Raw genomic sequence first — 22006 nt, 5'->3', positions numbered from 1 at the left:
GGCGTTCCGGGAATTCACGCAATGCACTCCGACCACCCCGGACACATCCATCACCCTGTGACCTTTACCACACCTTGACCTGGCCTACACAAGGTCCTACACCATCGAAACCGCAGGTCATTGGCCGTGATCCCGGATTGCCGGGTAAAGCTTCGGTGATTCATCGGCGAGATCGCCGTGGCCGAATCAATACCTCCTGGCTTGAAGTCGCCCAAAGCGCCCGTCAGTCATGCAGATTCGGTGGCAATATGTGCGTAGCCGTACCACCTTCCGACCTGGTGCACACCCACCCGTGTGCACGACGAAGAATGGCCGAACCGTGCGCATTTCCCGTCCCGGTCGCAATGACGCGACCACCCGGCCTTCCGGCGCGGGCGACGAACTCACCCTCCCGGTGTTCTCCCAGCTCGCCGGTACCGTGGGGGGCTACCCCTACGTGAAAATCGTGATCGACCGCACCGAGTCGACGATCCACTTCATCGACAGCACCGACGGCATTCTCCATGTCCACTACATCGCACGCGACATACTCGGCATATCGATCGACGAGTTGGCCCTGGGACTCGATTCTTTCAACGACGACGTCTACCGGAATCCCGATCGCCGTTTCTACCTCGGAACGCTGGCCCTGCACACCCGGCAGGCTGCGGAGAGCGAGCGGCCGGAGAGCTTCCTGTCGCTGGAGACCGTCGACGTCGACACCATGTCCGAGGACATGCTGCGGTTCTTCTACCACTCCGTGCGCGACCACGTCGACCGGTCGCTGCGGCTGTTCCTCAAACCGGCCAACCACGTGCAGGAGGGTTACGTCGCGGACATCCCGGAGTCCGAGATACCCCGCATCCTCTCCCACGAGCTCTACGGCGCCGCGTCCTTCGTGTCCCTGAACCCCGGTTCGGCCCACGGCCGACTGCGGGTGTTCAGGTCCGAGGAGGAATACCGGGCCGATCCGGAACCCCTGAAATGGCACGACATCCTCGTGATGCCCCGGGTGCCCGAGGACATCCCCCGGGTGTCGGGCCTCATCAGCGCCGAGCACACCACCCCGCTGTCCCATGTCAACGTCATGGCCGCCGGGTGGCAGATCCCCAACGCCGTCCGGCTGGGCATCCTCGACCGGATCGACCGCACCGGCCTCGACGGCCAGTGGGTCGGCTACCGGGTCGACGCCGACGCCCACGACGTCCTCCTGGAACCCGCGGAACAGCTCTCCGACGACGACCGGCCCCGGCAGCGGGTGACTGGGCACATCGTGCTGGACCGGCCCGAGCTCGCACCGACCCCGATCACCTCCCTGTCCGAGCTGCGCGTGGGCGACCACTGCCGGTTCGGTACCAAGGCCGCCAACCTCGGGGAGATCTGCGATCTGCTGCAGCACGGCTCGCCGCGCTGGTTCGGCTTCTACCGCGTCCCCCGGCCGCCCCGGAAGAACCTGCTGCGCTACCTCGCCCGGCAACTCGGCGTCCCGGGCGCCGACGACGACGCCTTGACCGCCGGCGCCGGACTCCTGATGAAGGAGTACGCCGAGGTGCCCCGGGGCATCGTGCTGCCGTTCTCCCTCCAGCAGCGCTTCCTGGAGTCCTCACCGGAGATCCGACAGTCGCTCACCCGGCTGAAGAAGGAGCTGGAGCCGGGCACTCCGGAGACCGACGAGCTCTGCCTCGAACTGCAGCAGCTGATCCGCACCACCCCGGTCCCGGACGGCATCCGTACCGAGATCGACCGCGCGATCGTCCGGCACCTGTCCGGCGTCCCCCGCTTCGTGGCCCGCAGCTCCTCCAACGCCGAGGACCTGCCCGGGTTCTCCGCCGCCGGGCTCTACCACTCGGTGCCGGACCTCACCGGCACGGACGCGGTCCTCGACGGCATCAGGGAGGTCTGGGCCTCCCTGCTGTCCCCGCGCGCCGTCGCCCTGCAGCACGAGGCGGGCATCCCCCTGGACCGCTGCTACATGGGCGTGATCGTCCAGGAACAGGTCGGCGCGACGACCGGCGGTGTCCTGGTCACCTGGAACCCGCTGCACCCGCAGGACTTCCGCAACGTCTACCTCAACATCTCCCAGCACTCGGTGACCGAGGTCGTGTCCGGCGAAGGAGCCCCGCTCCAGTACCTGTGCAACACGGTCGAGGGGGGCAGCCGCACGGTGTCCCTCGGGTCCGCCTCCTCCGATCTGGACGCCGCGACCAAGGACGTCCTGTGCCGGCTGGCCCTGATGAGCAGGCTGCTGCAGTCGCACTTCGCACCCGACGACACCTTCGCCGCTCCGGTCGACATCGAGTGGGCGATCGACGGTGACCGGATCAGCCTGCTGCAGCTGCGCCCCTTCCAGACCGCGGCCTGATCCGCGACGCCGGCTACCGGCCCACCGGCCCCGCCCGTCCCACGGGCCCGGCCGTCCCGTCGGGCTGCCCTCGTCTCGACCGCCGCCCCCGCCACCCGGTGCGGCGGCACGTGAACCGTTCTCAGGAGAAAGCCAGTTGAACAAGATCCTCTACGTCTACGTCAAGGGCGGCGCACCGCTGGAGTACGCGTTCCCGCGGATGGCCGCCTGCGGAGAGCTGCACGTACTCGCGCTCGCATCGCTGCCCACGACCGGAGAGGACGTGTGGCGGCCCTGCTGCACCGGCATCGACCTGGTGACCGATCCGCCGCGCGGTGAGGCCCTGGTCGAGCTGATCGTGGAGCACGCGAAGGCCGTCGGCGCCGACGCCGTCCTGACCCTGTCGGAGTTCGCGGTGCTGGCCGTCGCGCACGCCGCGAGCCGGCTCGGTCTGGCCGGTGCCGGGCCGGGGATCCTCCGGGCCAGGGACAAGCGGCTGATGCGGGAGACCTGGGCCGCGGCCCAGGTGCCGATCCCCCGGTTCCGCCGGGTCGACAGCGTTCAGGACCTGCACACCGCCCTGGACGAGTTGACGCCCCCGCTGCTGCTCAAGCCGGCGTGGGGCGCCGGATCGGTCGCCCAGCTCGTGCTGACCTCGCCCGCGGACGCCGTCCCGGCCTGGGCGGAGATCGAACCGGCGCTCCACGCCGGCAGCCGGGTGGGCATGAACGAGCTGTACGCGGCGGACACCGACCGGCACCGGCTGGTCGAGGAGATCGCGCAGGGCTCCACCGAGGGCTGGTACGAGGAACCGGGCTACGGCGACTACGTGAGCGTGGAGGGCATCGTCGCGGACGGCGTCTACCACCCCCTGTCCATCACCGCCAAGCTGCCGACCGTACCGTCGTTCGTCGAGGTGGCCAGCACCGCGCCGTGCGTGCTGCCGGTGCCCCTGCAACGCCGGATCGAGGACGTCTCGCGGCAGGCCGTCGACGCGCTCGGACTGGAGACCTGCGGCACGCACACCGAACTCAAGCTGATGGCGGACGGGCAGCTGGTGGTCATCGAGACCGCGGCCCGGTTCGGCGGCCTCCTGACGACCCGGCAGGTGCACGAGGTGTTCGGGGTCGATCCCATCGGGATGCTGGTCCGTCAGCTCCTCGGGGAGCGAGTGGAGTACCCCGCGGCGATGCTGACCGACGGGGTCAGGGCGGCCGCGTCGGTGGCCGTCGTCCCCACCGACGCGGCCGGTGTGCCCTGGCGGACCGGTCCGGTCTGGAACCCGCAGGCGGTGGACTGGCAGAGCCTCCTGTCGCCGGGCAGCACCATCGAGCCCGTGCCCGCGTTCGCCATGCCGACGGGCCGGCCGACACCGGTCTTCGATCCGTCCGCGGGGTCGCGCAACTGGCTGGGGGTCTACCTGCTGAGCGCCGCCGACGCCGCGACGCTGCTCCGCGACTGCAACGCGGTACTGGACGGCCTCGAGGCCGCCCTGCACCGAGCCGCCGGCTGATCTCCGCCGTTCGCACCACCACTGTCTGGGGTCCTCAATGCGTGTCATGTTCGCCGGTGCACCCGGTGTCGGCCATCTCTTCCCGCTGGTCCCGCTGGCCAGGGCGCTGCGGGAGCTCGGCCACGAGGTCGCGGTGGCCTCGATGGACGGCGGGGAGGTGGTCGCCGGCTCGGGGCTGCCGTTCCTGCCCCTCGCCCCCGGTCTGGACTGGCGCCGGGAGATCCGCGAGGCCGGCCGCACCCGGCGGCCCGATCTGATGAAGCGTGTGGTCGAGACCAACGCGGCCGACCGGGAGGCGTTCGTCCCGCTGGCCGCGCACGTCAACGACGCGGTGGCCGACGCCACCGTCGAGCTCGCCGCACGGTGGCGGCCGGACCTGGTGGTGTACGAGTACCTCTTCCCGGCGGCCCTGCTCGCCGCCACGAGCCTGGGGGTGCCCGCGGTGCAGCACGACCTGGGGTTCGTACGCACCCCGGGACTGCGCGCGCTGATGCTCGCGGAGATGGCACCGGCCTTCGCCCGGCACGGGGTCCACCGGCTGCCGGAGCACGTCGAGACCATCGACCTGGCGCCCCCGAGCATGGCGGCGGGCGAGCGGTACGGCTGGTCGATGCGGCCGGTCTCCTACAACGGGGAGGGCTCGCTGCCCGAGCGCCTGGCCGGGCCCGCCCACCGCCCGCGGGTGGCGGTGACGCTCGGCACCGTTCCGCCCAAGACCGACGGGCTGACCAGGATCGAGCGGGTGATCGCGGCGGCGGCACACGTCGACGCGGACTTCGTACTCGCCACGGGCGACCTCGACCTCGGCGCGCTCGGCACGCTGCCGGACAACGTGCGGTCGTACGGCTGGGTGCCGTGGCGGGCGCTGCTCGGCACCTGCGGGGCCGCGGTCCATCACGGTGGCAGCGGTACCGCTCTCGCCGCGCTGGACGCCGGCATACCGCAGCTGGTGCTGCCCGACGGCTCCGACCGCTTCGTCACCGCGGACGCGGTGCACGAGCGGGGAGCCGGACTGAGCGCGACCGCCGAGGAGATCGACCCGGCCCTGCTGCAACGGCTGATCACCGACGACGCACTGGCCGGGGCGGCGCGCGAGGTCCGCGCCGAGATCGCGGCGATGCCGAGCCCGACGGCCCTGGCACCACGCCTCACCGCGCTCGTCACCGGCACGGATTGACAGGGCTTCAGCTGTTGCGGGTGGCCCCGGAGCCTGCCGCCGCCAGGGCCACCCGCAACAATTTTCCGAAATTCTCTGAAACTTCTTGCCGATGATCGGACGGCCTGTTTGACTCACCTCTCGGCAGTCACGGTTGACGACCGGTCGGGTCGGACGACGGCACGGGAGCAGCGATGAGCACGGAGACCGACGTCCTCGTCCTGGGCGGCGCCGGGGTCGACACGATCGTGTACGTCCCCCGGCTGCCGCTGCCCTTCTCCGACAGCTACCTGGTGCCCGGGATCGAGACGCGGGCGGGACAGACCGGGGACTTCGTCGCGCTGGGCGTGAGCGCACTGGGCCTGCGCACGCACCACATCGACATGATCGGCGACGATCACGCAGGTGACCTGGTCCGGGCGCTGCACCGCGACCGGGGCATCGCGCTCACCGAAGTCCCGCTCCCCGGCGGCACCAAGCGCGCGGTGAACCTCGTCGGCCCCGACGGGCGGCGACTGTCGCTGTACGACAACAGCCGCTCGCGGGAGGAGGACCGGCTGCCTCCCGCGACGGTCGCGGCCCTCGCCTCGGTGAGCCGCCACGCCCACGTCTCCATCACCCATCCGTGCGCCTTCGCCCTTCCCGTACTGCGGGAGGCCGGGGTGACCATCTCGACCGACCTGCACGACTGGGACGGCACCGAGCCCTACCACGAGCCGTTCGCCCACGAGGCCGACATCGTCTTCCTGTCCGCCACCGCCCTGGCCGACCCGGAGCGGACCATGCGGCGGATCGCCGAGCGGGGCCGCGCCCGGGCGGTCGTCGCCACTGCCGGCGCCGAGGGCGCGCAGCTGCTGCTCGGCGACGAGCTGACCCACCTTCCGGCCGTCCCGCCCCCCGGGCCGGTGGTGGACTCCAACGGCGCCGGCGACGCCTTCGCAGCGGGCTTCCTCTTCGGCTGGCTGAGTGGCGAGGCGCCGCTGCGCTGCGGTCTCTACGGTGCCGTCGCCGGAGCCCACGCCTGCACCGTGCCGTCGACGAGGACCGACTCCATCGGCCGGGACGATCTGCTCGCCCGGGCAGCGGAGTTGGAGTCCTGGCCGGCGGTCGCCGGACGGACGTCGGCACCGGGCTCAGGGGACGCCTGAGTCCACGTACCTGCCGTAGCCGTCGTGTCCGCCGTGTCCGCCGTGTCCGCCGTGTCCGCCGTGTCCGCCGTCGACCCTGATCGTCGCGGCCCCGGTGGTCGCGGCGGCCTACGGAGAACTCGCGTCCCGGGGCATGTCCGGATGTGACAGAAAGCCGACATTGCGGCCATCGGCGATCAGGACGACGATTGCTGCATGCCCACCACCCGCCGTGTCGTCATCGCGGTCTTCCCCGATGTCGACCTCCTCGACGTCACCGGCCCGGCCGAGGTCTTCGCGCTGGCCAACCGGGAGACCGGCGGCCGCGCGGGCTACCAGGTCCAGCTGGCGGGCCGTTCCCGTGGCGAGGTCACCACCTCGGCCGGCGTGCGGCTGGTCACCGACCTCTGCTTCGCCGAGGTCACCGAAGTCACCGGGGTACTGGACACGTTGCTCGTTCCGGGCGCGGTGGACCTGCACCCCGGTGGTCCGGTCGCCCGGATCGACCGGGACGTCGTGGCGTGGGTGAGGACGGCCGCGCCGCAAGCCCGCCGGGTGGCCTCGGTCTGCGCTGGTGCGCACCTGCTCGCGGCGGCCGGACTGCTGGACGGCCGGACGGCCACCACCCACTGGTCGACCGCCGCCCAACTGGCCGCCGACCACCCGGCGGTGACGGTGGACCCCGACCCGATCTTCATCCGGTCCGGACAGGTGTGGACCGGGGCCGGGATCAGCGCCTGCATGGACCTCACGCTGGCGCTGGTGGCCGACGACCTGGGCGAGGAGATCGCGCTGGCGGTCGCCCGGCAACTGGTGATGTACCTCAAACGGCAGGGCGGCCAGAGCCAGTTCTCGGTCCCGCTGAGCCGGCCCCCCGCCTCTCGCCGGGACATCGACGAGCTGCGGATGTTCATCGCCGACCACCTCGACGGCGACCTGTCCGCAGCCGCGCTGGCCGCTCGGATGTGCCTGAGCGAGCGCCACTTCGCCCGGGTCTTCCGCCAGGAGACCGGCACCAGCCCGGCCGCCTACGTCGAGGCCACCCGGGTGGAGGCGGCCCGTCGGCTCCTGGAGAGCACCGACCATCCCCTGGACCAGGTCGCCGCCGGCTGCGGACTCGGTTCCGTCGAGACCCTGCACCGCGCGCTGCGCAAGCAGATCGGCACCACCCCGGCGGCCTACCGCCGCCGCTTCCGCACCACCACCACCTGAACCGACAGCCGACCCACGGTTTTTCCCAGGTACGCGGCTACGCGGGTACGCGGCTACGCGGGTACACCGTGCGGCTTCGCCATGCCCTTGATCCCTCGTGCGGTGCCCCGCTCCGTTCGATCCCCCGTCTCGTTCGCCCTCCTCGTCGAGGGCCCTGCCGAAAGGAACACCTCCCATGACCGCCTCCACCGCCCTACGTGACGTGATCGGCCTCGACAACCGGCTGCCCCGTCTCGCCGACACCACCCTGATCATGATCGACTTCCAGAACACCTACCGCACCGGGGTCATGGCCCTCGAAGGCGCCGAGCAGGCCCTCGCGGCCGGCGGCCGCCTGCTGGCCGCCGCCCGCGCCGCCGGCACCCCGGTGATCCATATCGTCAACGACGGCGGCGAGAACACCCCTTACGACATCCGCGCCGAGATCGGCGCCATCAGTGACGAGGTCGCCCCCGTCGACGGAGAGCCCGTCGTGGTCAAGCAGTTCCCCAACGCCTTCCACGACACCGACCTGGAGAGGACCCTGCGCGGACTCGGGGGCGGTCCGGACCTGGTGATGGCCGGCTTCATGACCCACATGTGCGTCACCTTCACCGCCCAGGGCGCCTTCAACCTCGGCTACCGTCCCACTGTCGTCGCCGAAGCGACCGCCACCCGTCCACTGGCCGCCCCCGACGGCAGCACCCTCGCCGCGGCCACCCTCCAGACCGCGGCCCTGACCACCATCAGCGACCTGTTCGGCACCATCGCTCCCACCGTCGACCACCTCACCGCATAGGGCCGCAGGGCCGCATCGACGGCTCCGGTCGGATCGGCGCGCAACCTCGGGCAGCCGGCCTTGTGTGCCGGCGGATCATCGTCACACCGAGCCGCCCGATACCGGATCGCCCTCGTACCGGGCCGTACCCGGACGGTCCGCCGGTGCGTCCGTGTGGGGCGCCTGCCGGCCGAAGGACGGGGACGGATGCCCGGCGTCCCGCGCCCGGGGGATCCGCAGCAGCAACCCCGTCCGCACCAGCCGGCCCCGTACACCCGGGCCGGCCGGCTCGCCGGGCGCCGGTACCGCTGCCGATCCCCCGGCGCCGTCCCCACCGTGGAACGGGCGGAAGCCCGGCGCTCAACCGGCCCGGCCGACCGTGCACCGGTTCCCGTCGGGGGGCATCGCCGACACGCACACGAGTGCGAACCACGCTTCCCCGCAACCGAGTTCATCGATCAGGCACCAACCGGTCGAAGGCGGGCTAGCCTTGACCACGGAAAGCTCCGCAGCGACCTGCGGGTCCGTTTCGGTGGAGTGGCACAGCCCGATCGGGCCCCACGAAGCCGGGCCACGGCCCTGATCAGGAGAAGTCCTCACGCTGCCGTCCGATCGGAGGATCCAGCACTTGAATGCCTGGCACACGAGCGAGGTCCTGCTCCACCCGGCGGATCACGAACTGATCGGCAGAGCAGTCGACTTCATCCGCAGCAACGGCATCGAGTCGGTCCTCGCGGAGCTGCTGCCCGAGCTCACGCAGCAGGAGCGGCGGTCCCTGCGATCGCACTGCTCGCTGGCCCACGTGGCCGTCCTGGTGTTCCCGCCCTCGCTCGCCGAGCTCCGCGACCACCTCCGCACGCTCGGCCTGACGGCCGGCGAGCCGGTGCCGAGCACCGTGGTCCGCGACCGCCTGACCCGTCGTCACGGTCTGCCCGACGGCGCCCTGGACGTCGCCATCCTGCGCGCGCCGGTGACCGGGGCGGACGGCGACCGACCCGAGATCGAGGTGTTCGCCCTGGTCGTACCGCCGGGTTCGGAGCTCGGGGAGATCGCCGCCCGCGAGCGCGGCGGGCGCCATGAGTCCCACCTGGCGCTGGAGGTCGACACCCCGGACAGCGTGGTCCTGACCGGTCTGCGCTCCATGCTGACCGGCCGGGGCGGCATGACCGCCGACGGCGGGGGCCACAACCCCCACGACGACGGGACCGTCCTGTACTTCCGCAACACCGGCGGCAACCCGCCTGCCACGGACGGCACATCGGACCGCCACTGGCTCCGGCGCCTGGAACTCCACGCGGCAGGCCACCACCCCGCCGTACTCGCCGAGCACGGCGCACACCGGCCGCAGAACCAGTCGCAGGACTGGCCGCAGGTCCTGCCGAAGGACCAGCCGCAGGACCCGGCCAGGCACCTGCTGGAACTGATGACAGGGGCCTGGACCACCCAGGCGATCGCGGTGGCAGCGGAGTTGGAGCTGGCCGAGCACCTGCCGGCACCGGGGTGTGAACCCGTCGCCGTTCCCTCGGTCGAGGTACTGGCGGAGCGCACCGGGACGGATCCGCAGAGCCTGCGGCGCCTCCTGCGCTACCTGGAATCACTGGGCCTCCTCACCCGGGCCGAGGACTCCTTCGCGCTGACCGAACCGGGCCTGCTGCTGCGGCGCGACGTCCACCACTCGCTCCGCCCGCTGGCCCTGCTCTACGGAGGGCCGTTCTACCGGTCCTTCGGCGAGCTGGGCCACTCCGTGCGCACCGGGCAGGAGGCGTTCCGGCACCTCTTCGGGAAGGGCCACTTCGACCACTTCGCCGACCACCCCGAACTGGCGGAGCTCTTCGACCGTGCGATGGCCGCCGGCGCACCGATGTTCGAGCCGGTGGCCGAGTGCGCCGACTTCTCGACGGCCGAGCTGGTGGTGGACGTCGGCGGCGGCAACGGCGAACTGCTCGGCCGCATCCTGCGCCGGGTCCCGCACCTGCGCGGTGTGCTGTTCGAGCGCGCCCACGTGGTGGACGCCGCCCGCCGCAGGCTGGCCGAGGCCGGGTGCGCCGACCGGTGCGAGTTCGTGGTCGGGGACTTCACCCGCACCGTCCCCGGGGGCGGGGACGTCTACCTGCTCTCCCGGGTCCTGCACGACTGGGACGACGAACAGAGCCTGGCGATCCTGCGGCAGTGCGCGCGGGCCATGCCCGACCACGCCGGACTGCTGATCGTGGAACGCTTGTTGCCGGAGGACGGCGCTCCGTCGCTGGCCGTGGCCTGGGACCTCCACATGCTCTGCAACGTCGGGGGCAGGGAGCGGACCGCCGGGCACTACCGCAGGCTGCTGGCCGAGGCCGGTTTCGAACTGCTCACAATCTCTGACCTGCCGCTGGACGGCAACCTGCTCCGGGCCCGCAAGAGGACGTCCGACAGTGGACTCCCCCAGCAGTCCGGCTCGCCGTGTCGCGGCACCGACTCGGCTCCGTGATCTCGTGGCGGTCGGGTCCGTGTCAGCGGCATCGATCATCCGTGCCAGAACGACGGCGGTGCCCCTCGGACCTGATCACTCTCGCGAACTCCAACCACACCGTCCACACCGTCCGGACCCGCGCCCTGCACACCTGACTGCGCGGGCGCAACGCCAACGCCAACGCCCGCCACCCCGACGTCCTCACCGCTCAACGCAGGGAGCGCGCCCGAATCCGCAGCGAGAGACCTCCGCTGGGGCGGACGAGTGCCCCTCCCGGTGTTCTGACCAGCGGCGAAGGCGAGGGCGGCCCCAGGCGATCGAGCGATAGGGTCACCCGCGTGCGGTCCTGGCGGACGGACCGCCAGACGGTGTGGGAGGCCGGGTGACCAGATGGCGGCGGTTCGAGCGGCAAGAGGCCACGCTCGAATACTGGGAGGTCCGTCAGGAGGGGATCCGCTGCTTCCTCAGATGGGGCTCCGACCGAACACCGGGCAGAGCAAGCACATCGATGCTCGACGACGAGGAGCAAGCACGGCGCCACGCAGCCCGCAAGATCAACGACCGCCTTCGCAAGGGCTTCGTCGAGGTCGCCCCTCCCTGCGATCCGGCGGAAGCCGAACTCGAGGCGCCGGTCCTGGACGTCATCACCAGGGCCACCGGCCCCCATGCCCCCGCACACCAGTACCTGCCGGTCGACGGCTTCGACCAGGTCCACCGCCGCGCCCATGCGCCCGACCACCCGATGGGCTTCTACGAGTACTACGTGCTGCGCGACAACGGGCGCAGCACGGTCCGCTTCGCGGTTCGAGCGAGGACGCACCAGGCCGACACCGTTGCTCCCTTCCTGGAGTTCCTCTGCTCCAGGCGTGACCTGGCCTTCGACGGCAGGTCCCACCACAAGGTGCCTCTGCCAAGCCCGGTGGGGTCCTTCGACTTCGCACTGTTCTGCTCGCCGGCGTTGGGGCGAGCTTGCGCCGCCCACCCTGCAGCGGCGGCTCGGGTGGCAACGGCCTTCCCCGTCTTCAACTGCGAGATCGGGGACGAGGACCCGGAGGTGCTGGTCGACGCCCGCATCCACGGTCACGGCGCGCTGCCCTACAGCGACTGGGGCCGGCCGCCGCAGCCCGTGGTGGACCTGCGCTTCGACGTCCAGCCGTCGCCCTACCGGCGAACGCAGCCATTCAGGGTCCACCGATCGGCCGACCTCCAGAAGCTCATGGACATGCTGCCGCAGGCGTCACCGCAGAGCTGGTTGGAGGTGCGCTCGTTCCGAGGCGAAACCACACGCCTCGCCCCCGGCACCGTCCCGCCCTTCGCCGACATGCTGTCCTTCTTGACCGACTGAGGCACACGGCCCGGTCTCCGGCTGCCCCAGCCCTACGCCTGCCGAAGGCCGACCCGAGCCGGTGTACCTTCCCGGTCATAGCTCCGGTCCGCGGGACGCGTGCGGCGGCCGGCGGGTCGTTCCCGGGGCTCTTGCCGCCAGCGGCGATCGCGTCGCAGCTGCCGATGACGGCGAGGCGGATCTTCGCGCGCTTGGAGACTCCGGCCTTCGGCGGCGAGGGTGGTGTCGGCCGGGCCACTCGGGCGGCTGGTGGTTGGTCACGCGGCCAGGCTGGCAGCCGACGGCACTGCGCCGTGGAGTCGTTGCGGACTCGTTACGGGCCTTGGAGGGGCCTGTGCGGCGTTCTCGTTGCCGGGATGGAGTTGGGGCGGCGGGGTCCGAGCAAGCTGCTGACAACCCTTCAAATGGGATCGCCTGACGCCTGCTATCGTCCGCAATGTCCCACGCCCCAGACCCGGGGTGAGTCCAGACCGGGAGCTCTCCGTGCACAGTGACCCTCGCAACCGCCCCCTTGCCGAGCGCGCCTTCCGCCTGATCGTCACGGGTGGCGGCACTGGCGGCCACACCTACCCGGCGCTCACCGCGGTACGCACCCTGCAGGGCAGACTCGCAGCCGCAGGCAGGACGTTGGACGTGCTGTGGGTCGGGACAGCGACCGGCCTGGAGGCCAAGGTCACGACCGCCGAGCAGATCCCGTTCACCACGGTGGCCACGGGCAAGATCCGGCGCTCCAGCAACCCGCTCAAGCTCGCCTCGCCGGCCAACATCAAGGACATGGGGCGCGTGCCGCTCGGCATCGCCCAGGCCCGTTCAGTCGTTGCGGACTTCCACCCCGACGTGGTGCTCGCCACCGGAGGCTACGTCGCCGTACCCGTGGGACTGGCCGCCCGGATGTGCCGTCGCCCGCTCGTCGTTCACGAGCAGACGGTGCGCCTCGGCCTGGCCAACCGGGGTCTTGCCCGTGCCGCGACGTGCTTCGCGGTGTCGTCGGAGTCCACGCTGCAGTTCCTGCCGGAGTCAGCCCGCGGGTCGGCGGTCGTCACCGGCAATCCCGTGCGCCCCCAGGTGCTTGCCGGCCAGGCGGACAAGGCCGTCGCAGCCCTCGGCCTGTGGTCGTTCGACCGCACCCGCCCCACCGTGTACATCACGGGCGGCGCCCAGGGATCGGCCCAGATCAACGGGTTGGTGCGCGACATCCTGCCGTGGCTGCTGTCCTACGCCAACGTGATCCACCAGTGCGGGCCGGCTCATGAGGAGAGTCTGCGGCAGGCGGCTGCGGCCCTTCCCGGCGACCTGGCCAGCCGCTACCTGGTCACCGGATTCGTCGGTCCGGAACTGCCTGATGTTCTCGCCCTGGCGGACGTGGTGATCTCCCGCAGCGGTGCCGGCACGATCGCCGAGCTGACCGCCCTCGGCAAGGCGGCGGTCTTCATCCCGCTCGCGAGCTCCGCCGGCAACGAGCAGGCCCACAATGCCGGCCATCTGCAGGAGTTGGGCGCGGCAGTCGCGTTGCTCGGCGAGGTGTCCCCGGCCGGCCTGCAGGAGGCCGTGGCGCCCCTGCTCGCAGACCCGGGCCGTCGCGCCGACATGGCGCAGCGGGCCCGGTCGCAGGGACGGCCTGATGCTGCCGAGCGGCTGGTGGACGTTCTCCTGTCCGTCGCCGGCCGTTGAGGTTCCGGAACGTGTTGAAGCCCGAGGCCGCCTTGGCCTCGGGCTTCAACGGGTGTACGGCTCAGGCGTGATCGGCGGAGATCGTCCTGGTCCGGTCACCGCGGTTGCCGTGGGCTCACCTTGCCGCCGAGTCCGTGGCAGCTCTGCCTCCGGAGTTCCGCAGCCCGATTGTTCTCTACCGTGCTCGGGATCTTGCCGCTAGCGTTCCTGAGACCGACCGACGACTGCCGGAGGTGCGGGTACTGCAGGGGCTGCTTGCCCTGCCTCCGGGCGGATGAGAGGCACGCGAATGGCGCTGGACATCGTGTTCGCTACCGTTGCGGACGCCGAGACGATCGCAACGATCCTCGGTGAAGTCGAGGAGTACTACGGCGGTGCGAGTACGCCGCCGCCGCTCGACGATGTGACGGCCGCACTGTTCGGGCCCGCGCCAGCGGCGGTTGTCTTTCTCGCGAGGGACGGGCAGCAGGTGGCCGGGCTCGCCGCCGTCAGCCGCCTGTGGCCAGCCGCCGGTGCCGACGTTTCGCTGTATCTGAAGGAGCTCTACGTCCGGGCGCCGTACCGGCGTCGCGGTCTCGCCCGGATGCTCATGGCCGCCGTCCACGAGCATGCGCGGGAGCTCGGCTGTTCGAGGGTGGAATGGACGGCGGACCGCGACAATCCATCGGCCTTGGAGCTGTACGAGGCTCTTGGGATCGCGCCGCACGAGGGGAAGGTCTTCTATCGGTCGGGGGTCTGATCCGCCAGGGGCTGCGCCCCAGGATGCACGAAGCCGCCCCGCCGGCCGGAGCCGAGCGGGGCCAGTAGCCGTGCGGCCTGGGCGGACTCCAGTGCAGGGTCACACGTCGGCAACTTCACCGGCCCCACCCTGCGCCGTCCCCCCTGACCATCACCGTCCCCGGGGGGACCATGCGCACCCGCACCACCCTGCGCCTTGTCGGAACACGACGGTCGGTGCGGGCCGTGAACACGATTCGGCCCCGCACACGGGGGAGGTGCGGGACCGAATCGCTTGCTCGACGAGTCAGTCGTCAGGCGTGCTGGTCCAGTCGCCGTGGACGACGTCGTGGTGCTGGTTGCCGTCGTGGGGTGGCAGGTCGCAGATGACGGCGATGGACTCGCCGTTGAGGGTGATGGCGCCGGCGGCGGTGCAGCCGGTCATGCGGCGCATCATCTCGCAGGCGTCGCTGCTGCCGTCCTCAACGCGCGGTGACTGGTGGCACCTTCAGCAGGCGGCCAGGTGTCGGCGGCCGTACAGGGCCACCAGGCCAGCAGTGAGAACTGTGCACCGGTGAAGGTGCCGCGCCCCTCACCCGTGCACTCGTAAAGGTATTGCAAATGCATCACGTCGAGATAGCTTCCGGGCATCGAGGTAACTCCTCGGAGCGGCTTCACGGGTTGTGAGCCGGTGATGATCGATCACAGTCCGCCCGATTCGCTACCAGTCTTGAGGTGCACATGTCGTTCCGCCTTCGCGTCCCCGCTCCCCGCTCGCTCGCGGTGAGCCTCACAGCCTGCACCTTCCTGCTCGGATCCGCGATATCACCCGCGCACGCCGACACCTCCGACGGCGGAACGTACACCATCCGCAACATGAACAGTGGCAAGTGTCTTGAGGTCGCCGACTGGAGTCAGTCCTGGGGCGCCCAGGTCCGTCAGTGGGACTGCACGGGCGGAGCCAACCAGAAGTGGGTGAAGGTGTACGACACGTCCGGCGGCATGTACTACCGGAACGTCAACAGCGGTGCGTGCCTGGAGATCGCCGGTGCGCACAGCGACTACAACGGCGCCCCGGCGGACCAGTGGCAGTGCAACTACGGCTCCAACCAGCAGTGGTTGGACGCGAGCTCTGGCATTATCCCCTCCATGATCGGCTACAAGAAGTGCCTTGAAATCGGCGGCTGGAGCATGGACAACGGCGCTCCCGCTGACATCTGGGACTGTGGCAACAACCAGGCCAACCAGAGGTGGACGCTGCAGCGGGCCTAAGCTCGTCGTTTTAACACTCCGGCCGTAGATGTGACCTTGCTGTCGGGAGGCGACCACGGCCCTTGGTCGACACATACCGGCGACGGCCATCACCGAACTCGGCTCAGGTGGCATCTGCCGACGGCCGGTGCTCCCGCCACGCTCCGCCATCGCCGGCACGGTCAACACGGCTCTTGACCCTCACGTAGCGGAAGGCCCTACGGTCCCGAGTCATGAAGATCGTTGTTCACGACACGGCGTCCGCCATGACCGACCTCCTGCAACGCCCGGTGGAGGAACGGCCCGACGCCCTACGGGAGATCTACAGCCCGCTCCAGAGCGTGATGTCCAAGGTGATGGGGGATGTGGATCCGGTCCGGATGCACCAGCAGTTGGGCAGTGGTTTCCGGATCGACCGTGAGGATCCACGGTACCTGCCAGCCGTGCGTCAGATGCAGGACATCGGGGTGTGGAACCGGATCGAGGACTCCCTCGCCGCCGCGTGGGAGCGCATCAGCCGCGCGGTGCCCGGCGTGAAACACGCCGAGACCGTGCACGTCGTGGTGGTGCTCGGCAACCCCGACGATCACCACCTGACGGTCCGCAGTGCCGGCTATTTCGGTTCGGGCGGGTTCCCGGGCGCGATCCAGCTGACGATCTGGCCCACCGACACCAGCCTGACGAAGATCGACCACGCCGCCGCACACGAGCTCCATCACAACGTGCGCTACGCGAACGTGGTCTGGAACCCGATGGCCGTGACCGTCGGCGAGCAGGTCGTCGCCGAGGGACTGGCCGAGGCGTTCGTGCGGGAGCTGGCCGGCGAGCAGGCCATGGGCCCCTGGACGAAGGCGCTGACCGGCGCCGAACTGGACAACGCCTACGAGAAGATCACTGTCGGGATCGACGTGGCCGGGATGCAGAATCTGCCCGCCTACGTCTTCGGCGACGCCACCGCGCAGCGCATGGGGCAGCAGCCCGTGGGGCTGCCGGACTTCGCCGGGTACGCGGCCGGACTGCGGATCGTGGATGCCCACCTGGCGGCCTCCGGTCTGACCGCTGCCCAGAGCGTCGCCCTGTCGGCGCGCGAGATCCTCGTCAACGCGGGCGTGCCGACCGGCGCGTGACCGTCCCGTGGCAAACCGCGTCCGGAGGGGTGCGAACATCTTCGACCCGGATATCCGGAAGCCGGCTCTCGCTGCGGCGGGCATCATCCCGGCTCGGAGCGACGAGGCACGGGCAGAGAAGGGCGTGAGCGGTTGGGTGCCGTCTCGGGAGTGGGGCTTCCATGTCCTGAGGCACACCTGTGCAAGCGTGCAGTTGCACGCTGGAGAGTCGGTCGTGTCGCTGGCTCAATGGATGGAGCACGCCTCGCCGGTCATCGCTCTGAAGACCTACGCGCACTTCATGCCGGAGGCTGGGCAGCGGGGGCGGGTGGCCATCGACTCGTGGCTCAACGGCGATTTGCAATGGATCTCCCCACACACTCCCCCGGGTGCCAACGGGCTTGAGATACGGTCAAGAGGTCCAGGCCTTTCGGTCTGGACCTCTTGACTTCTTCGCCCCGCCATCCACCTGCCGGCGAGCAGCGCCAAGGATCGTCGATGTCGGAATACGGCCGGCTCAGGCGGTCACCCGGGCGGCGAGCCACTCCCGGTACCAGGCGATGGTGTCGTCGATGGTCTGCTCCAGCGGGATCGGGGCGAGGCCGAGGGTGCGCTGGATGTCGGCGCTGTCCATCACCTGGGACTCGGTGTACTGGTAGAACATCTCCTCGAACTCGCCCATGAAGACCTCGTCGAACGGGCCGAAGGGCCGGGCCTCGTCCAGGACGACCACCGAGAGCGGGGCACCGACCCGCTCGGCGATCATCGTGTGGACCTCCCGGGTGGTGCGGGCGGGCGCGGTGGGGAGGTGCCAGACCCGGCCGTCCGCCTCCGGGCGCTCGCCGAGCGTGGCGAGACCGGCGGCCACGTCGCGGACGTCGGTGTAGCTGTGCGGCAGGTCCAGGTCGCCCAGACCCAGCACCTCGCCACCGGTCAGTGCCCCGGGAAAGACCGCACCGCCCAGGGTGGAGTTGACCACGCCGGGGCCGACGAAGTCCGCCGAGCGCCCCAGGACCACCCTGACGCGGCCCGCGTGGTGCGCGTCGAGGTAGACCGCGTCCAGTTCCGCCCGCATCCGGCCCTTGCGACTGACGGCGTTCCAGGCGGTCCGCTCCGTCATCGGAACCCCGCCGGTCGGACCGTACGGGTAGAGGGTGTCGAGGACGACCAACCGGGCGCCGGTGGCCTCGACGGCCCCCAGGACGGCACGCTGGATCCTCGGCATCACCTCGACCTGCAGGTGGTAGGCGACGTTGACGCAGTGGTACACCACCGCAGCACCTTCGACGGCGGCGAGCGCCCCCTGGACGGTGCTCACGTCGGCCGCCCGGCGCTCCACCCCGCCGAACGCGGGCCCGTCGCCCGACCGGTCCACCAGGCGCACCGCGTGGCCGCGCCGCGCCAGCTCCCCGGCCAGGGTGCTTCCGGCCGGCCCGGCGCCCAGCACGACGTGCAGCTGCTGCTCGTGTCCGTTCATGTCCTTCTCCCGATCTTTCGTCCCGCACGGCCGTCCGGCCTGCGAGTGATGCCTGCTCGCTTGTGTTAGAGACTATAACTATCGCGATATGCCATCGCAAGAGGGAGATGGAGAAGCGAGCTGACTGGCCATCGGGCGGGGCGAGCGGCACGAAGGGCGGGACACTGCGGACGCCGCTCCCCCGACCAGCCCCCGCTCGCAGCACCGGGGCCAGACCCGCAGCAAGAGATCAGGCAGGCCACGCTGCGCCGGCTCGCCGACAAGCCCCGCCGCCGCGAGCACCCGCACTCCGGGGACGTACAGGGTGCGCGCACGGGGCGCAGCGGCTACCTCGTCACGCCCGAACACACCCGCAGCGCCCGGGAGTTCCTCGGCCCCGGCCCGCTGCCCGCGCCCGCGTAGGCCGTGGTGGTCGACACCGGCCCCGAGCGGGCGCGGGCCACCGCCCCCGCGTACGCGGCGGTCTACCTGCCCCTGCCGAACTACCTGACCTTGCCGAAATACCTGGGCAACCTACGCGAACTTGGCTTCTCCGACTCCGACTTCGAGAATCGGGTTCACCAGCGGCTCCTCGGGGCATTTCCAGCTGTGCCGATGCGATTCTGCTTGCGCGGAACCTGATTCCCGTTCACTCCTCCGGGTGACTATTCGTGTCCATTTGATCCGATCCATCCGGCTCGCCATATTCTTCCGCTGACGAGCTTCCCACCGGTGTCCACACCGCATGTCCTCGGAGGAGTCGAATCACATGCTGGACGAAATCGTCCGTGCCGCAATCCACCCCGCAATCGGGATCGCCCGGATCGGAAACTCGCCCGAAGAATATTTCTTCGCGCCGGAGGTACCCGATCCCGAGCCACGGGATCCCGGCTTCTACAAGGACTCCGCCGGCGCGGTCAAGCGAGAGGTGGCACGCTTCCGGGTCTACGGCTACAACGCGCAGGGCAAGGTGGTCGCCGAGCTGACGGCGGAGAACGCCGACCTCCGGTGGAACGCCCACCTGGCGAACAAGAAGTCCGCCTGGTACCAGTTCCAGCTCGCGCTGGACATTCCCGACTCCGCCCTCGCCAAGCCCTCCGAACTGCGGAACAAGGACATCGTCGGTGACCGCCGCAAGGAATTGATCATCGATGCCGGGGAGATCTCCATCTCCGGGCGGAACGTCTCCGGTCCTGATTTCCATTTCCGCCGTGGCACCTTCATGGGGAAGGAGGTCTATCTCGGCGAGTTGCGCACCGACGAGGCCGGGAATCTGCTGGTCTTCGGCGGATTCGGCCAGTCGGCCTCCTACGACGGCAGGCCGGCGACCACCTTCGCCAACAACGAGGGCTGGCACGACGACGTCGCCGACGGACCGGTCACGGCGAGCGTCACCGTCGGTGGCCGCGAGCTTCCGGTCGACCCGGCCTGGGTGGTGGTCGGCCCGCCGAACTACGCACCCGCGCTGAAGGGCATCCGCACCCTGTACGACCTGCTGTACGACGTGTTCGTCGGCAACGGTTCGCTGCCGTTCCCGGAGAAGGTCTCCTTCGCCCGGCACATCGCACCGGTCCTGCAGCGCTTCTGTGACCACCAATGGGTCAACCAGGGCTTCGCCGGGTACTACGGGTTCAACGGCCTCGGCCACTTCGCGACCCCGGAGATGCTCGGCCGGCTCAGCAGCACCGCCGGCACCCGCCGGGCACTGCGCCGTCAGGTCTTCAACGCCCTGCGCGACTTCGGACGGGACGGCGGCTCGCCCGTGCCGTCGCCCTGGCTGTACGGCGACGGCATGGCCATCCCGCCCCGCACCCCGCTCCAGCACATGGCGCTCTCCCCGACCCAGTACCGGATGTTCCAGTACTGGGCCGACGGGGACTTCACGGACGACTGGGCCGAGTCCCGCGCCGTCCCGGTGCCCCGGGACCTCGACGCCGTGCCGCTCGGCGGACGGCCGGACGCGCTGGACCGCGCCGCACTGGACTTCTGCCTGGCCGACGCCTTCCACCCGGGCTGCGAGGTCACCTGGCCGATCCGCCACCCGTCGATGTACCAGGCGCCGTTCCGGATCCGCCACCGCCCGTCCGACCAGCCCGAGCCGTCGTACGGGCCCCAGCTCACCCCCGAGACGGCGCTGTCCGTCAACGGCCCGCTGTACGCCCAGGGCCCTGGCGACCTCAGCCGCTGGATGGCGGTGCCCTGGCAGACCGACACCGCCAGCTGCCGCTCCGGCTACGAACTCGCGCTCAGCCCGCGCTACGACCCCTACCTGCCGAGTTTCTGGCCCGCCCGGGTGCCCAACCACGTGCTCACCGAGGACGACTACCGCGTGGTCGTGGACGAGAGCCGGCCGCTGGCGGAGCGCACCGAGGCCTTCGAGCGGCGCGCCGTCTGGCTGCGCGGGCTCCGGGGGCAGAACACCGAACAGCTCAACCAGATGATCGACGACTGGTTCCGGCTCGGCATCGTCGAAGTACGCGACGGTGCCAAGGACTTCCCCGACCGGATCCAGGTGGAGTCGGAGCCGTCGATCGACCTGAGGGGCGTGCCGCTCACGCAGAACCTGGTGACCCTGCACGTGCCACAGGCCGCCGCCGCCGACCCCGCGGTCGCCGCCGCGGCCGTCGACCAGGCCATCGCCGTCAGCGGCTACACCGCCGAAGAGGTGACGGCCGGCTTCATCGACAAGGTCTCGCCGTTCCGCGACAACGTCTGATGGCCGCGCGACCGGCCGGCCGCCGTACCGACGAGGGCGGGAGCTTCGACGTACTCGTGGTGGGCGGCGGGCCGGCCGGGGCGGCGGCCGCGCTGGCCCTGGCCCGTGCCGGTCGCTCCGTCCTGCTCGCCGACGCCGGCACCGGTCCGCCGAAGACCGGCGAGTCACTGCCTTCGGCGGCCCGCGTCCTGCTGCACGACCTCGGCGCCGGCGACCGGCCGCTGAGCGACGGGCATCTGCCCTGCTACGCCAACCTGTCGGCCTGGGGCTCGCCCGCGCTGGACCGGATCGACTTCATCCGTGATCCCAACGGTCCCGGCTGGCACCTGGACCGGCGCAGGTTCGACCGGGCGCTGCGCGCGGAGGCCCGCGCGGCCGGGGCCGAGGTGGCCGAGCGCACCTCCGTCCGCCGGGTGGCCCGCCGCCCGGACGGCGGCTGGACGGTCGCCCTGCGGGGCGCGCCACCGGTGCGGGGCCGGGTACCGGAGCCGGTGGCGGGGCCGGGCCCGGAGGTGGGGCCGCCGGCGGAGCGGGTGGTGCGGTGCGCCTGGCTGGTGGACGCCAGCGGACGCGGCCGGGCGGTGGCCGCCCCACACCGGGCCGGCCACCGGCGGACCGACCGGCTGGTCGCCAGCTGCCTGGAACTGGCACCCGCCGCCACCGGCCGGCCGGGCGAGCAGTCGTCACTGGTCGAGGCCGCCGAGGACGGCTGGTGGTACACCACCCTGCTGCCCGGGGGCCGACGCCTGGTGGCCTACTTCACCGACGCCGACCTCGCTCCGCCGACGCCGCGCGACGCCGCCGATCTCGCCCGGCTGCTGGCCCGGACCAGCCACGTCGCACCCCGGGCCGCAGCCCATCCGCTGCCCGCACAGGCCCGGCCCCGCCGGGCCCCGGCGCACTCGGCGCACCTCGACTCACCCGTCGGCGAGGGCTGGATCGCCGTCGGGGACGCCGCCACCGCGTTCGACCCGATCTCCTCGCAGGGCGTCCTCACGGCCCTCCACACCGGCATGGCGGGCGCCCGCGCCCTCCACCGGCACCTGGCCGGCGACGACGACGCCCTGTCCTCCTACCGCACCGACGTGACGGCACTGCTCGCGGCGTACCGGCGCAACCACCTCGCGGTGTACGCGCTGGAGCAGCGCTGGTACGACCACCCCTTCTGGCAGCGCCGCCACCCCACCCTCACCACCGAGCAGTGAAAGGC

At 71.0% G+C, this 22006-nt stretch carries 17 protein-coding genes and 1 pseudogene; 16 read left to right on the top strand and 2 right to left on the bottom strand.

Features of this window, described 5'->3' with window-relative positions:
• The first annotated feature begins 319 nt into the window (after positions 1-319).
• The 11 genes and pseudogenes from ACFC1R_RS18245 (at position 320) to ACFC1R_RS18195 (ending at position 14289) form a co-directional block, all read left to right on the top strand.
• On the top strand, positions 320-2341 hold the full coding sequence (locus ACFC1R_RS18245) for a PEP/pyruvate-binding domain-containing protein (RefSeq protein ID WP_375939670.1): 2022 nt from the start codon (positions 320-322) through the stop codon (positions 2339-2341).
• A gap of 136 nt (positions 2342-2477) precedes the next feature.
• Entirely contained in the window at positions 2478-3833 is a 1356-nt protein-coding gene (locus ACFC1R_RS18240; RefSeq protein WP_375939668.1) for an acetyl-CoA carboxylase biotin carboxylase subunit family protein, read from the top strand.
• Between the two features lie 46 nt (positions 3834-3879).
• Positions 3880-5010, top strand: a complete 1131-nt coding sequence (locus tag ACFC1R_RS18235) for a glycosyltransferase (RefSeq protein WP_375939666.1) — start codon at positions 3880-3882, stop codon at positions 5008-5010.
• Positions 5011-5183: 173 nt separating this feature from the next.
• The gene (locus ACFC1R_RS18230) at positions 5184-6137 is read left to right on the top strand and encodes an adenosine kinase (RefSeq protein ID WP_375939664.1); all 954 of its coding nucleotides are present in this window, start codon (positions 5184-5186) and stop codon (positions 6135-6137) included.
• Positions 6138-6332: 195 nt separating this feature from the next.
• Positions 6333-7328 carry a GlxA family transcriptional regulator gene (locus ACFC1R_RS18225; RefSeq protein ID WP_375939662.1) on the top strand — a complete coding sequence of 332 codons (996 nt, stop codon included), beginning with the start codon at positions 6333-6335 and terminating at the stop codon, positions 7326-7328.
• A 175-nt stretch (positions 7329-7503) separates the two neighbouring features.
• Positions 7504-8106, top strand: a complete 603-nt coding sequence (locus ACFC1R_RS18220; protein ID WP_375939660.1) for an isochorismatase family protein — start codon at positions 7504-7506, stop codon at positions 8104-8106.
• Between the two features lie 607 nt (positions 8107-8713).
• Positions 8714-10552 carry a methyltransferase gene (locus ACFC1R_RS18215; protein WP_375939658.1) on the top strand — a complete coding sequence of 613 codons (1839 nt, stop codon included), beginning with the start codon at positions 8714-8716 and terminating at the stop codon, positions 10550-10552.
• Positions 10553-10614: 62 nt separating this feature from the next.
• Positions 10615-10819: pseudogene (locus ACFC1R_RS18210) on the top strand (IS630 family transposase); the annotation flags it as partial.
• A gap of 85 nt (positions 10820-10904) precedes the next feature.
• Positions 10905-11879, top strand: a complete 975-nt coding sequence (locus ACFC1R_RS18205; RefSeq protein WP_375939656.1) for a WGR domain-containing protein — start codon at positions 10905-10907, stop codon at positions 11877-11879.
• Positions 11880-12362: 483 nt separating this feature from the next.
• Entirely contained in the window at positions 12363-13550 is a 1188-nt protein-coding gene (locus ACFC1R_RS18200) for a glycosyltransferase (RefSeq protein ID WP_375939654.1), read from the top strand.
• 289 nt (positions 13551-13839) lie between these two features.
• The gene (locus tag ACFC1R_RS18195; RefSeq protein WP_375939652.1) at positions 13840-14289 is read left to right on the top strand and encodes a GNAT family N-acetyltransferase; all 450 of its coding nucleotides are present in this window, start codon (positions 13840-13842) and stop codon (positions 14287-14289) included.
• A 285-nt stretch (positions 14290-14574) separates the two neighbouring features.
• Here ACFC1R_RS18195 and ACFC1R_RS18190 read toward each other — a convergent pair whose 3' ends face one another.
• A complete protein-coding gene (locus tag ACFC1R_RS18190; RefSeq protein ID WP_375939650.1) occupies positions 14575-14712 on the bottom strand; it encodes a hypothetical protein in 138 nt (45 codons plus the stop codon).
• A gap of 296 nt (positions 14713-15008) precedes the next feature.
• On the opposite strand from ACFC1R_RS18190, the gene ACFC1R_RS18185 reads away from it, so the two are divergent.
• Positions 15009-15539 (top strand): RICIN domain-containing protein, encoded by a 531-nt coding sequence (locus ACFC1R_RS18185; RefSeq protein ID WP_375939648.1) that lies wholly within the window; start codon positions 15009-15011, stop codon positions 15537-15539.
• A gap of 212 nt (positions 15540-15751) precedes the next feature.
• Positions 15752-16645, top strand: coding sequence for a DUF2268 domain-containing protein (locus tag ACFC1R_RS18180; protein WP_375939646.1), 894 nt, complete (start codon positions 15752-15754; stop codon positions 16643-16645).
• Between the two features lie 496 nt (positions 16646-17141).
• On the opposite strand, the gene ACFC1R_RS18175 is transcribed toward ACFC1R_RS18180, so the two are convergent.
• Positions 17142-18101 (bottom strand): NAD-dependent epimerase/dehydratase family protein, encoded by a 960-nt coding sequence (locus tag ACFC1R_RS18175; RefSeq protein WP_375939644.1) that lies wholly within the window; start codon positions 18099-18101, stop codon positions 17142-17144.
• Positions 18102-18506: 405 nt separating this feature from the next.
• Between ACFC1R_RS18175 and ACFC1R_RS18170 the strand changes: the two genes are divergently transcribed.
• The 3 genes from ACFC1R_RS18170 (at position 18507) to ACFC1R_RS18160 (ending at position 22001) form a co-directional block, all read left to right on the top strand.
• On the top strand, positions 18507-18722 hold the full coding sequence (locus ACFC1R_RS18170; RefSeq protein ID WP_375939642.1) for a hypothetical protein: 216 nt from the start codon (positions 18507-18509) through the stop codon (positions 18720-18722).
• Between the two features lie 127 nt (positions 18723-18849).
• Positions 18850-20796 carry a LodA/GoxA family CTQ-dependent oxidase gene (locus tag ACFC1R_RS18165; protein WP_375939640.1) on the top strand — a complete coding sequence of 649 codons (1947 nt, stop codon included), beginning with the start codon at positions 18850-18852 and terminating at the stop codon, positions 20794-20796.
• On the top strand, positions 20796-22001 hold the full coding sequence (locus ACFC1R_RS18160) for an FAD-dependent oxidoreductase (RefSeq protein WP_375939638.1): 1206 nt from the start codon (positions 20796-20798) through the stop codon (positions 21999-22001). The genes ACFC1R_RS18165 and ACFC1R_RS18160 overlap by 1 nt, the downstream gene beginning before the upstream one ends.
• Positions 22002-22006 lie beyond the last annotated feature (5 nt).

Source organism: Kitasatospora sp. NPDC056138, assembly GCF_042264695.1.
In the GTDB taxonomy this organism is placed as follows: domain Bacteria; phylum Actinomycetota; class Actinomycetes; order Streptomycetales; family Streptomycetaceae; genus Kitasatospora.
The sequence above is the reverse complement of the archived record's forward strand: the minus strand, read 5'-3'. Positions and strand labels throughout refer to the sequence as shown.